Source organism: Anaerostipes faecalis (genome assembly GCF_018982945.1).
GTDB lineage: Bacteria > Bacillota > Clostridia > Lachnospirales > Lachnospiraceae > Anaerostipes > Anaerostipes faecalis.
In genome coordinates this window covers 1-12,336 of the sequence record NZ_JABRXE010000002.1, presented here as the reverse complement: position 1 = coordinate 12,336, position 12,336 = coordinate 1, and the positions used below count along the sequence as shown (strand labels likewise).

At 35.4% G+C, this 12,336-nt stretch carries 12 protein-coding genes, 1 rRNA gene and 1 pseudogene; 6 read left to right on the top strand and 8 right to left on the bottom strand.

The genetic code is table 11. The features are described 5' to 3' along the window. The first annotated feature begins 57 nt into the window (after window positions 1-57). A complete protein-coding gene (locus tag KTB61_RS03075; protein WP_216696769.1) occupies window positions 58-651 on the top strand; it encodes a zinc dependent phospholipase C family protein in 594 nt (197 codons plus the stop codon). Window positions 652-869: 218 nt separating this feature from the next. On the opposite strand, the gene KTB61_RS03070 is transcribed toward KTB61_RS03075, so the two are convergent. The 3 genes from KTB61_RS03070 to KTB61_RS03060 all read right to left on the bottom strand — a co-directional run bounded on the left by KTB61_RS03070 (window position 870) and on the right by KTB61_RS03060 (window position 4,790). After that, window positions 870-1,508: an ABC transporter ATP-binding protein gene (locus KTB61_RS03070; RefSeq protein ID WP_075758341.1), complete on the bottom strand. Its 639-nt coding sequence runs from the start codon at window positions 1,506-1,508 to the stop codon at window positions 870-872. Between the two features lie 9 nt (window positions 1,509-1,517). Next, a complete protein-coding gene (locus KTB61_RS03065; RefSeq protein WP_075758342.1) occupies window positions 1,518-3,017 on the bottom strand; it encodes an ABC transporter permease in 1,500 nt (499 codons plus the stop codon). 150 nt (window positions 3,018-3,167) lie between these two features. Beyond that, window positions 3,168-4,790 carry an ABC-F family ATP-binding cassette domain-containing protein gene (locus KTB61_RS03060; RefSeq protein WP_075758343.1) on the bottom strand — a complete coding sequence of 541 codons (1,623 nt, stop codon included), beginning with the start codon at window positions 4,788-4,790 and terminating at the stop codon, window positions 3,168-3,170. A 173-nt stretch (window positions 4,791-4,963) separates the two neighbouring features. Between KTB61_RS03060 and ylxM the strand changes: the two genes are divergently transcribed. From ylxM to KTB61_RS03040, 4 genes are all read left to right on the top strand, one after another. Next, a complete protein-coding gene (ylxM, locus tag KTB61_RS03055) occupies window positions 4,964-5,317 on the top strand; it encodes a YlxM family DNA-binding protein (protein WP_075758344.1) in 354 nt (117 codons plus the stop codon). Between the two features lie 13 nt (window positions 5,318-5,330). Further along, window positions 5,331-6,671: a signal recognition particle protein gene (ffh, locus tag KTB61_RS03050; RefSeq protein WP_075758345.1), complete on the top strand. Its 1,341-nt coding sequence runs from the start codon at window positions 5,331-5,333 to the stop codon at window positions 6,669-6,671. Window positions 6,672-6,742: 71 nt separating this feature from the next. After that, window positions 6,743-6,988 (top strand): 30S ribosomal protein S16, encoded by a 246-nt coding sequence (gene rpsP, locus KTB61_RS03045; RefSeq protein ID WP_075758346.1) that lies wholly within the window; start codon window positions 6,743-6,745, stop codon window positions 6,986-6,988. A 15-nt stretch (window positions 6,989-7,003) separates the two neighbouring features. After that, entirely contained in the window at window positions 7,004-7,231 is a 228-nt protein-coding gene (locus tag KTB61_RS03040; protein ID WP_075758347.1) for a KH domain-containing protein, read from the top strand. 30 nt (window positions 7,232-7,261) lie between these two features. On the opposite strand, the pseudogene KTB61_RS03035 reads toward KTB61_RS03040, so the two are convergent. The 5 genes and pseudogenes from KTB61_RS03035 to KTB61_RS03015 form a co-directional block, all read right to left on the bottom strand. Further along, window positions 7,262-8,621 (bottom strand): annotated as a pseudogene (locus KTB61_RS03035) (MATE family efflux transporter). Between the two features lie 273 nt (window positions 8,622-8,894). Continuing rightward, window positions 8,895-9,362: a hypothetical protein gene (locus KTB61_RS03030; RefSeq protein ID WP_075758349.1), complete on the bottom strand. Its 468-nt coding sequence runs from the start codon at window positions 9,360-9,362 to the stop codon at window positions 8,895-8,897. A gap of 32 nt (window positions 9,363-9,394) precedes the next feature. Continuing rightward, entirely contained in the window at window positions 9,395-10,663 is a 1,269-nt protein-coding gene (locus KTB61_RS03025; RefSeq protein ID WP_075758350.1) for an ArsB/NhaD family transporter, read from the bottom strand. A 121-nt stretch (window positions 10,664-10,784) separates the two neighbouring features. Next, entirely contained in the window at window positions 10,785-10,985 is a 201-nt protein-coding gene (locus KTB61_RS03020; RefSeq protein ID WP_216696768.1) for a hypothetical protein, read from the bottom strand. Window positions 10,986-11,033: 48 nt separating this feature from the next. Beyond that, window positions 11,034-11,513, bottom strand: a complete 480-nt coding sequence (locus tag KTB61_RS03015; RefSeq protein ID WP_075758352.1) for an S-ribosylhomocysteine lyase — start codon at window positions 11,511-11,513, stop codon at window positions 11,034-11,036. A 608-nt stretch (window positions 11,514-12,121) separates the two neighbouring features. Here KTB61_RS03015 and KTB61_RS03010 point away from each other — a divergent pair. Continuing rightward, window positions 12,122-12,336 (top strand): 16S ribosomal RNA (locus tag KTB61_RS03010); the annotation flags it as partial.

The following is a 12,336-nucleotide window of genomic DNA, read 5'->3' as shown; positions in this document are numbered from 1 at the left end:
TGTAGGGTGTGAACCAATAATTAATCAGCTTATATTTTATAAGGAGTATATTTTTATATGAGAAAGAAATCACATATTTCGTTAGCAGGACAGATTATGGATTCATTGGAGCTGGGAGATGTATTTGATTATAAATTTCCATTTTATGTGGGAAGTATCTGGCCGGACTGCAGACCTTCTTTTATAACCACACCCCATAAATTTAGTATCACATATGGCGATATTGAGAAGCAGTTATCAAAGTTTGTTTCCAACTATAATCCGGAGAACGGTATGGATATGCGTCACTGTGCAAAACTTGGTGTGATTATTCACTATATTGCCGATTATTTTACTTTTCCTCACAATGATCACTATAAAGGAAATGTAAAAGATCATTGTTATTATGAAAGAGATTTAAAACATGAATTAAAAGCATTTCTTGCTACAGAAGAAGCACAGGATGTGAAAAATCATGTAGTAGCATATGACTCAGTTGAAGAGTTGTCTTCATATATTTCCAGTATTCATAATTGTTATATGAAGCTGGCGCATACAGTACAGGAGGATATCCGCTATATTGTACATGCTTGTACAACGGTAGTAAAAAGTGTTCTGAATATGGTAAGCCGAGTATTTTCTCCTGTTACAGTAAATATTCAATATATATAAAAAGTAAAGCATTTGGCTTAAGAACCAAATGCTTTTTTTATTACATAGGAAATTCTTTTAAATTTCCTATGTAATAAAAAACGCTCCGCGCAGATATGCACGATGTGCAAAGGAAAGCAGTCAAAACTGCTGCACATCGGCATGCAAAGCGGAGCAAATCCCTCATGATTGAAGGATACAGGGAGTTGATAGCGGACTTGTCCGCTTTTTATTATATTTTATATTAATTCTTTTATTTCATCTGCCTGTTGGGCTACTTCCTGAGAATGGGTTACTATAATAATACATTTTCCTTCAGATGCCAGGTTTTTAAAAATTTTCATAATCTCGTTTTCAGTTTCCTGGTCTAGATTACCGGTAGGTTCATCGGCAAGGATTACTTCTGGTTCATAGGAAAGTGCTCTGGCAATAGCGACTCTTTGCTGCTGTCCACCGGATAATTTTAAGACACGTCTCTTGGCTTCATCTTCATTTAACCCTACTTTGGCAAGAAGTTCCATTGCTTTTGCTTTTTTATCAGGGTATTTTATTCCAGAAACATCCATAGAAAGAATAACATTTTCCAAAGCAGTTAAATGAGAAAGCAGATTAAAACTTTGAAAGATAATTCCTACATATTTACTTCGGTAGAGATATCGGTCAATCTGTCGAATGTCTTTTTCCTTAAAAAGAATAGTTCCTTCTGTAGGTGTTTCCAAACCGGATAAGAGAGAAAGCAGAGTTGTTTTACCTGCTCCGGAACGACCGACAATTGCATATATGTTACCTTCATTGAATTCGTAAGATAAATGTTCAAAAACTTTTTTTGTATTTCCTTCATAAGAATAGGAAATATCGTTTAATGTTAAAATTTTCATGCAAGCCTCCTAACTTCGGTTGGTTAAAATCTTTAATGGTTCATATCGTACAATAAAAATCACAGCAGTTAAACTGGATAAGATTGTAAGTATGATTCCCACAGCCAACAGTTGCATCATTACAGTCATATTAACTGTGGCAGAAATATCAGAAACATAGTTTACCGTTTGGTTCATAAATCCGCCTTTTCCCTGAGTGTTTGACGTTTTGTCAGATGATTGCTGTGTATTGCCTCGCCCAAAATTATTTTCCTGATTTTCTATCTGCTCCTGCTGATTTTCAATTTGGGAAGCCAGTAACTGGTTGGAAATTGGTACAGAAGCAGCACTTCCTATGCCCAGTCCAATGACCATAGAAAAGATAGTAACAAAGAATAATTCTGAAACAAATTGTGTACATACTTTCCACTTTTTCATGCCGATGGCGGTCAGTACGCCAATTTCATATTTACGTTCACGAATATTAAATATATTAATGACTGCCAGAATTACAGCACCGATAATTAATACAATTATGAAAAAGTAGGATGCAAATTTACTTAAGTTTTCCAACGGAATAAGACTTTGTTCATAGTTGTTTACATCTTGTGATGTTACAGTATAAGTGTCATCAAGCCCCATTTTTTTTACATCTTTCTGGAAAGTTTCATAACTATCAAGATCAGCAAAAACATAAGTTCCACTTGTCTGAGTCATAATGGAATCAATATTTTTTACCATAAAGTTGAGAGCTTTATAACTGGTGTAAATCTGGTTGGCAGGATCGGCTCCGGCATTGAAGCGATTCATGACACCATTTTCTCCTGAAGTGGAACTGCTGTTGTGGTAGATTCCAACTATCTTTAAAGTAATAGTTGCAGAATCATCTGTTGGGCTTTCTAATTTTATAGAACTGCCGACCTTCAGAGAATTATAAGTGGCAAGCTCATCGCTGATAATGCAGACATTTTCAGAGGTATTTTCGGTGAAAATAGAACCATCTGTGATTTTACAGGTGCCGTTGACAAAGTTGGTCATGGCATCTTCACTGCTGTATCCGATGAGAGAAAAGGCTCCCTGATTTTCCATTTTACGATCATTTCCACCAGGGCCAGACTGGGAAGAAGCAGTGGATGAATCTGTAGAAGTCTCTTCTGTACTAACTTCATCGATATTGTTGCCATTTAGTGATGTTGTCATAGTATAATAGAAGTTCTTAACAGCATCTGATTCAGCATATTTTTTCAACTGACTCACAGATAAGCTTTGCATTTGTGACATTTTTTCTTTCATTTCTGACCTATCAGCACCAGATTGGTTCATATCTTCCATTAATGATTGACGGTCTACTGCAATTTGGCCGGTAATTTCTGTATTTTTCAAACCATCTTTTTTTGCATTTTCTGCAGCTTCTCGGATAGAAAGTGATATACAGGCAGATACTGAAATGATAAGAACAATCAGACCGATTAATAAATTTCTGCCCTTGGAGCGTATGACATTTTTCCAAGCGTTTTTAAGTAAATACATAGGTCCTCCTTATTGAATTATGATATTATTGGTTTCTCATATAGAATACATGAGAGTCTGTGTATATTTTGTGAAGAAAAAATGAGTAAATTGTGATAAAAAAAAACTCATGATATATCTTGCGATATACCATGAGAATTAATTTTGAGATTATTCTTCATTGATTTCTACGATTTGACGTTTTCTTGCATCAGCATCATTTTCCAGATATTCATCATAAGTACCTTCTCTGTCGATTAAACCATTGCTGGTAATTTCCATAATACGGTTTGCTGTGGTCTGAACAAACTGATGATCCTGAGATGTGAATAATAAAGCTCCACTGAAGTCTTTCAAAGCTTCATTTAATGCGGTAATTGATTCCATATCCAGATGATTGGTTGGTTCATCTAAAAGAAGAATATTGGCACCACTGATCATTAATTTAGACAGCATGCAGCGAACTTTTTCACCACCGGATAAAACTTTTACATTTTTCAGTGCATCTTCGCCGGAAAACAGCATACGACCTAAGAAGCCACGGACAAAAGTTGCATCTTTGTCTTCAGAATATTGTGTCAGCCATTCTACAATAGATAAATCATCACTGAAGTCTTTGGTATTGTCTTTTGGGAAATAGGACTGGGTTGTTGTAACTCCCCACTTATATGTTCCTTCGTCTGGTTCCATTTCCCCGGCAAGAATTTTAAATAAAGTTGTTGTGGCCTGTGTATTTGGCCCAACAAAAGCAATTTTATCTGTTGGTTTCATAAGGAAGGAAATATTATCAAGAACTTTTACTCCGTCAATGGTCTTGGAAAGATTTTCAACCAGTAATGCATCATTTCCGATTTCACGATTTGGCTTAAAGTTAATATATGGATATTTTCTGCTGGAAGGTTTTAATTCATCAAGCTGAATTTTGTCTAAAGCTTTTTTACGTGAAGTTGCCTGCTTTGATTTGGATGCATTAGCACTAAATCTTGCAATAAAGTCCTGGAGTTCTTTGATTTTTTCTTCTTTCTTCTTATTAGCTTCTTTCATTTGTTTTGTCAGAAGCTGGCTGGATTCATACCAGAAATCGTAGTTTCCGGAGAATAACTGAATTTTTGCATAATCAATATCTGCAATATGTGTACATACCTTATTTAAGAAATAACGGTCATGGGAAACAACGATAACGGTGTTATCAAAGTTGATCAGGAATTCCTCAAGCCAGTAAATCGCATCTAGATCCAAATGGTTGGTAGGTTCGTCTAAAAGCAGAATATCAGGATTTCCAAAAAGAGCCTGGGCAAGTAAAACCTTGACTTTTTGAGAACCATTTAAGTCGGCCATTTTCATATAATGGAGTTCGTTTGGAATTCCTAGTCCGTTTAACAAGGTTGCAGCATCTGATTCTGCTTCCCATCCGTTCATGTCTGCAAATTCACCCTCTAATTCACTGGCACGGATTCCGTCTTCGTCAGTGAAATCTTCTTTTGCATAGAGGGCTTCTTTTTCTTTCATAATTTCATATAGACGCTGGTTACCCATCATAACAGTATCCAGTACCAGATGGTCATCATATTGATAATGGTCCTGTTTTAAAACGGAAAGACGTTGTCCAGAAGTAATGGATACGTCACCTTTGGAAGGTTCAATTTCTCCGGAGAGAATTTTTAAAAATGTAGACTTCCCAGCTCCATTGGCCCCAATCAGTCCATAACAGTTTCCTTCGGTAAACTTAATATTTACATCTTCAAACAAAGCACGCTTACCTAAACGCAGTGTTACATTATTTGCCTGTATCATAGTATCACCTTTCTGTTTCTTCTATAATAATCGAGTCACTCTTCTTCATTTTACAGAAAATTGAATGTTTTTCAAGTAAAAAATTGATTGTGCAAGTAAAAATACTTGACAAAGCCGGCATGATTGGGTAAACTAACACATGGTAAAGGAAAAATGCTTTACAGGAGTATTAGATGGAGCGAATTGTTGAACAGAATTTATTATATGATTTTTATGGTGAATTACTGACGGAACATCAGAAAGAGGTCTATGGAGAACATGTTGAAAATGATATGACTCCTAGTGAGATTGCAGCCGATTATGGGATTACCAGACAGGCGGCTTATGATATGATTCGCAGATGTAACAGGATTTTGGAAGATTATGAAGAAAGACTGCATCTGGTACAGAAGTTTTTAACTACTAAGGACAAAGTAAAGGAGATTCATTCTTTATCTAAAAGGCTTCTTGACGAAGATAAGGAGCAGATGAAGGAAGATATCAGGCAGATTGAGTTTGTTTCCAATAAGATTTTGGAAGATTTATAGATGAGGTGTATCTATGGCATTTGAAAGTTTATCTGAGAAACTTCAGAGTGTATTTAAAAATTTAAGAAGCAAAGGCCGTTTGACAGAAGATGATGTTAAGATGGCTATGAAGGAAGTAAAAAGAGCTTTACTGGAAGCCGATGTTAACTTCAAAGTTGTAAAGACCTTTATCAAATCTGTACAGGAGAGAGCTGTTGGGCAGGATGTGCTGAACGGATTGAATCCAGGACAGATGGTTATTAAAATTGTAAAAGAAGAGATGGAAACTCTAATGGGTTCTACCATGACAGAGATTTCTCTTAAGCCGGGAAATGAAATTACGATTATTCTTATGGCAGGTCTGCAGGGAGCAGGTAAAACAACAACCTGTGCAAAGCTTGCAGGACAGTATAAAAAGAAAGGTAAAAGGCCTTTACTGGTTGCCTGTGACGTATATCGTCCTGCTGCTATTAAACAGCTGCAGATAAATGGTGAGAAAGTTGGAGTTCCTGTGTTTACTATGGGTGATAAACAAAGTCCTGTAGACATTGCAAAAGCATCTGTTGAACATGCTCAGAAGAATGGCAATAATATTGTGATTCTGGATACAGCAGGTCGTCTTCATATCGATGAGGATATGATGTCTGAACTGGTTGCTATCAAACAAAATGTAGATGTGCATCAGAGTATCCTGGTTGTAGATGCTATGACCGGACAGGATGCAGTAAATGTTGCTAAAGAATTTAACGATAAAGTTGAAATCGATGGTATTATTGTTACGAAACTGGATGGTGATACCAGAGGTGGAGCAGCGTTATCCATTCGTGCTGTGACAGGAAAACCGATATTGTATGTTGGTATGGGAGAAAAGCTGGAAGATCTTCAGAAATTCTATCCGGACCGTATGACAAGCAGAATCCTCGGAATGGGAGATGTTCTGTCATTAATCGAGAAGGCAGAGTCTGCAATTGATCAGGAACAGGCAATGAAAATGCAGGAAAAGATGCGCAAAGCTTCTTTTGATTTTAATGATTTTCTTGATCAGATGGATCAGATGAAAAAAATGGGTGGATTATCCAGTATGTTATCTATGATTCCTGGTATGAGTGGAAAACTGCAGGGATTGGATATCGATGATGGTATGATGGATAAAACAGCCGCAATCATCTATTCTATGACAAAGGAAGAAAGAGCAAATCCAAAGCTGATCAATGCTTCAAGAAAGAAAAGAATTGCAGCAGGTGCTGGAGTTCCTATTGCTGAAGTTAACCGTTTATGTAAACAGGTTCAGAACCAGAAGCAGATGATGAAACAGATGTCTGGATTGTTAGGTGGTAAAGGTGGTAGAAAAGGTGGTTTCCGATTACCTTTTTAAACCTTGATAATAACGCTTGGCGTTATAGATAAATTATAAATGATAAAATTTTTAACGGAGGTGAAAGAGAAATGGCAGTAAAAATGAGATTAAAGAGAATGGGACAGAAAAAGGCTCCTTTTTATAGAGTTGTTGTTGCAGATTCAAGATCTCCTAGAGATGGAAAATTCATCGAAGAAATCGGTACTTACGATCCAAATCAGGATCCTAGCGTAATTAAATTTGATGAAGATGCAGCAAAAAAATGGTTATCTAATGGTGCTCAGCCAACAGAAACAGTAGCTAAATTACTGAAAGCTGCAGGGATCGAAAAATAGTTAGGAGGCAAACGCATGAAACATTTATTAGAAGTGATTGCAAAAGCCCTCGTTGATCAGCCGGACAAAGTAGTTGTAACAGAGAAAGAAACAGCAGATTCTGTTGTTCTGGAACTTCATGTTGCCGAAGGTGACATGGGGAAGGTTATTGGTAAGCAGGGAAGAATTGCAAAAGCAATTCGCACTGTTGTAAAGGCTTCGGTTGACAAAGGTGACAAGAAAATTGTCGTTGATATCAAATAAAAGAAAAAGCTCATAAATGGCGGAAATACGTCACTTATGGGCTTTCTTTTTTGCGTTTTTATATACTGCAGTTTTGTTAAAATATATGTAATATGCAATAATGGCTGTAATCAATTCGGAGATCCAGAAAGCATGCCATACTCCAACAGCACCAAAAATATTACTTAAAACAAATGCTGTTGGTATTGTTAAAACAGTATATCGAAGCAAAGATATAATTAACGAGGCACCCCCCCATACTTAATCCCTCTAATGCACCTGAGGATATAACTGATATTGAAGAAACTACGAATCCGATGCTGATAATACGCAAGGCAACACTTCCGGCATAAATAGTTTCTTCGTTTGAAGAAAATAGACTGATTAGTTGTGTTGGGACAGACCAGCATAAAACTGTTCCAAAAACCATAATTATAGCTGTTAATATAAGGCTGATTTTATAAATGTTCTTAACACGATTATGTTCCCGGGCACCAAAGTTAAATCCGATTAAAGGTCGTATTCCTTGCACTATTCCATTGGAAGGCAGATATAGGAATGTCTGCAATTTATAGTAAACACCTAAAACGACCACATACATTTGAGAATAGGCAGAAAGGATTATATTTAATGCAGAAATCAATAGTGATGGCAAAGCTAAATTTAATACTGCAGGAATACCTATGGAATATAATTTTGTACACATTGTTTTTGAAAATACAATATATTTTGGGGCTATATGTACATGAATTGGATTTATAGCATAAATCAAAATATACATCAAAAGACTAAGTGTTTGCCCAATTCCGGTGGCATATGCCGCACCCTCTATTCCCATTTCTGGAAATGGTCCTAATCCAAAAATCAAAATTGGATCTAAAATAATATTTGTTATACATCCACATAGCATACTGAGCATTGTAATGAGCATTTTTCCAACAGATTGAAAAATTTTCTCGAAAGACATTGATAATGCAATAATGATAGAAAAACTAAATGCAATTTGAGAGTATTTTAATCCTAAATCTATTACTTGTGTTTCGGTAGTAAACATTCTTAAAAAGACAGGGGTTATTGTAATACACCCAATAGTCAATATGGTCCCGTGTATTGCATTAAGCACCAACCCTTGTGTTGCGGCAATATTAGCTGCTGTATTTTTTTGAGCGCCCAAAAAGTATGAAATAGTGGAATTGATACCAATAGAAAAACCTATTGTAATTGCGTTTATAAAGTTCTGAATTGGAAATATTAATGATAATGCAGTCATAGCATTTTCATTGATCTGAGCTACGAAGAAACTGTCAACGATATTATAAAGTGAAGTTACCATCATTGACAGCACCATTGGTAGAGACATTGATAAAATCAATGGTAAAATTGGTTTTGTTTTCATAAAAGTTTGTTCCATTTTGCTACACCTTTTCTAATGAAATAAAGCGGACAAGTCCACTATCAACTCCCTGTATCCCTCAATCATGAGGAATTTCCTATGTAATAAAAAAACCACGCAATTATCCAATAGATAACTGCGTGGCGAAAAGTAAACATTACTAAAAATCCACAATCGTCTACTAAAGAGACGGTTTTATTGTTTCATGATATAGCGATTTGATTTTTTTGTCAAGCTGTAATCATAATGAAATCTGTAAGATCAAAAGATACTACAGGTTACTCATCCAAGTTAATCAGGAAGATCCAGTTTTGTGGATTCATCATATAAAGAAATAATATGACGCAGGGAATCTTCCATCTCTTCCTGGATTTTATCCATTTTATCAGGGTCAACATTATAATTCAGGAATAGCTTTTCAATATTTTCTGTTACATGATGTCCTAAGTGAGAGATAATAAGGAAAGTATCGAAATTATGACTCTTTTTAGCGTTTTCAAATCTTTTTAAATCTTCTGTTATAAAGTCAATGATTTCCTGATCACTGGCGAATTTTCCATGAATCATTGCATATGGCTGCACTCGTTGAAGAAAATATTTGTTGTGACGTGTAATATTAAATACATAAGAAACAATCAGTCCGTCACCCAGATCAAATTCCGCTATATGCATAATACTGTTGAATTCTTTAATGGATGTGGCACCAAGCTGACGAAGATTGATGTTGATATAATCACCGGTAATTGTGTTTTTATTCATTTAAATAATCCCCTTTCAAAATAAATTTGGCTTTATGCAAAACGAATCAGCAGAAAAACAGAGCAAATGGCAACAGATAAAAGCATCATTGGAAATCCGATTTTAAAATATTGTCCAAAAGTAATTGGATATCCGTGATTTTTGCTGATTCCAGATAAAACTACATTGGCAGATGCTCCGATTAAGGTACCGTTTCCGCCTAAACATGCACCAAGGGATAATGCCCACCAAATTGGAGTTACATCAATACCTTTTGATTGCATTGTGATAATCATCGGTATCAGTGTTGCAACAAAAGGTATGTTATCTAAGAAAGAAGAAACGATAGCAGATACCCAAAGGACAACCAGCATCGTTATGATAACATTTCCTCCGGTGATGGAAATCAAGCCGTTCGCAAGAATTGTAATGACGCCAACTTTTTTAAGACCTCCGACAACAATGAAAAGTCCGATAAAGAAAAGAATTGTTGGCCATTCTACGCTGGCAATTATTTCTTCTGGTTCCTGTTTTCCAATCAAAAGCATGATACAGGCTGCAGCGATAGCAATCGTACATGACTGCATTCCCAGCTGGTCATGGAAAATAAAGCATAAAGCTACAATTAATATTATAATAACACTTTCATGCATTAATTTCTTGTCTTTGATAGCTTTTGTTTCATCCAATAACATAACTTTTTTTATTGCTTCGTCTGTAACAAGAAGATTCTTTCCATATATAAAGTAGAAACATAAAAAAGAAATAATTAGTACAAAGATTACAGCAAATCCGGTGTTCAAAATAAAGTCAAGAAAACTCAGATGGGCAGCACTACCAATCATAATATTTGGCGGGTCACCAATTAATGTTGCAGTTCCACCGATATTTGATGCCATTATTTGAGTGATGATATACGGGACCGGATCCACTTTTAAGATGTTTGTAATAGCAAGGGTCATTGGACCGACAAGCAATACTGTAGTAACGTTATCCAGCATTCCAGACAATAAAGCGGTGATAAGAATGAAAGTTACCATAATAGGCCATGGCCTTCCTTTTGATAATTTTGCGGCCTTGATGGCTATGTATTCAAAAATGCCGGAATTTTTAATTACTGCTACCAGCAACATCATTCCGACTAAAATGCAGATAGTTTCAATATCTACTGCTGCTACACAGTCTTCAATAGAAAGAACATGAGTTAGAACTAGTAAAGCGGCACCTGTGATTGCAGCCACAGTGTTATGTATTTTACCTGTGATGATTGCGGCCATCGTGAAAAGAAAAATCACAATTGCTAAAATTTGTTGTAGTGACATGTTGTTATCCTCCTTTAAAATTTCATATAATATCATAGTCCTTTTATTTTGAAAAGCAAGTTATTTTTTCGTTAAGAAATAAAAAAAGGAGCCTAAAAAGCTCCTTTAAAAAATAAAAAACTTATAAATTTGTAACAATCTTGTCGTATAAATCTAACCGACAGTGCTCTTCAGAAGTTGAAAAATGCTTACAGTTTAAACAGCTTGCTGATTTTGTATCGTCTCCAGTGCTGACGTTTTTGACAGAATGATCACATCCACAAGGACAATATTCACTACATTCTTCAGCTACTTTCTGATAAACTTGATTTTGAGTTTTCATAAATAAAAGCCTCCTTATATAATTGGTACTTTTATATTATGAACATATTTAAGCGGGATAATTCAGATTATTTTCATCGGCAGTGTAGAGTGCTTGTTCCAGATATCTGTTTGCCAGATATTTTGCCATTGGAAGATTCATATCAAGATAGTTGCCGCAATCTCTGGCAGAAGCTCCAGGAATATCTCCTTCAAAGTCGCGGATAAATTCAAATGTACTTATTATAAGAGGAAGAATTTCATTTGATGTAAGATTATCGGCTATAATAAGATAAAAACCTGTTCGGCAACCCATTGGACCAAAATAAACGACTTTTTCTTTCCAGTCAGAATGGTTACGAAGAAATGTTGCAGCAAGATGCTCAATGGCATGCATTTCAGCTGTATTCATTACAGGTTCTCGATTTGGTGCAGTCATTCTTAAATCAAAAGTTGTTAAAACTTCAGAACCAATGAAGTCCTGTCTAGAAACATACACTCCTGGTAATAATGATAAATGATTGATTGTAAAACTTGCTATCTTTTCCATATAAAAGAGTTCCTTTCATAAATGTTTTCCATATATTATACATTGAAAATAGATAAAATTAAATAGAATAAAAAAAACCTTAGAAGAAATAAAAAAATGAAAAAAAGATATTGACATAATATAAAAGAAGTGATAATATATTCAATGTTGCTGATGAAACAGCACCAACGATTATGAATATTGGATTTTATATTCTGTATTTAAATATAAAAAAGTATTGACAAATAAGAATAAAACTGGTATGATGTAAAAGTTGCTGACAGAGATTGATCAGAACAACATCAAAAAGTTTAAAAAGTTCTTGACAGAATGAAATAAAACTGATATGATGTAAAAGTTGCTGACAGTGATTAATCAGAACGTTACAAAAAATCATCTAAAAAAATAAAAAAAGTTCTTGACAAAAGAAATGAGAGATGATAAAATATAAAAGCTGTCGCAAAAAAACGACAGAAAAGAACATTGACAACTGAACAATAAGACAACCTTGAAAATTCTAATGAATTTTTTCTGGGATGGTTTTTGAAAAAACCAGACGAACGTTCTTAAACAGAACAGTAATGACAAGGATAAAGAAGCTAGTGCTTCTTGGACTTGGATACAAACTATAACATGAGAGTTTGATCCTGGCTCAGGATGAACGCTGGCGGCGTGCTTAACACATGCAAGTCGAACGAAGCACTTGAGACAGATTCCTTCGGGATGACGTTTCTTGTGACTGAGTGGCGGACGGGTGAGTAACGCGTGGGTAACCTGCCTTATACAGGGGGATAACAGTTAGAAATGACTGCTAATACCGCATAAGACCACGGTACCGCATGGT

Bases quoted from the DNA above. Each gene is read 5' to 3' on its own strand.
- KTB61_RS03040 (WP_075758347.1), top strand. From the start codon at position 7,004: ATGAAACATTTATTAGAAGTGATTGCAAAAGCCCTCGTTGATCAGCCG.
- rpsP (WP_075758346.1), top strand. From the start codon at position 6,743: ATGGCAGTAAAAATGAGATTAAAGAGAATGGGACAGAAAAAGGCTCCT.
- KTB61_RS03020 (WP_216696768.1), bottom strand. From the start codon at position 10,985: ATGAAAACTCAAAATCAAGTTTATCAGAAAGTAGCTGAAGAATGTAGT.
- KTB61_RS03075 (WP_216696769.1), top strand. From the start codon at position 58: ATGAGAAAGAAATCACATATTTCGTTAGCAGGACAGATTATGGATTCA.
- KTB61_RS03060 (WP_075758343.1), bottom strand. From the start codon at position 4,790: ATGATACAGGCAAATAATGTAACACTGCGTTTAGGTAAGCGTGCTTTG.
- KTB61_RS03025 (WP_075758350.1), bottom strand. From the start codon at position 10,663: ATGTCACTACAACAAATTTTAGCAATTGTGATTTTTCTTTTCACGATG.
- KTB61_RS03030 (WP_075758349.1), bottom strand. From the start codon at position 9,362: ATGAATAAAAACACAATTACCGGTGATTATATCAACATCAATCTTCGT.
- ylxM (WP_075758344.1), top strand. From the start codon at position 4,964: ATGGAGCGAATTGTTGAACAGAATTTATTATATGATTTTTATGGTGAA.
- KTB61_RS03070 (WP_075758341.1), bottom strand. From the start codon at position 1,508: ATGAAAATTTTAACATTAAACGATATTTCCTATTCTTATGAAGGAAAT.
- KTB61_RS03065 (WP_075758342.1), bottom strand. From the start codon at position 3,017: ATGTATTTACTTAAAAACGCTTGGAAAAATGTCATACGCTCCAAGGGC.
- KTB61_RS03015 (WP_075758352.1), bottom strand. From the start codon at position 11,513: ATGGAAAAGATAGCAAGTTTTACAATCAATCATTTATCATTATTACCA.
- ffh (WP_075758345.1), top strand. From the start codon at position 5,331: ATGGCATTTGAAAGTTTATCTGAGAAACTTCAGAGTGTATTTAAAAAT.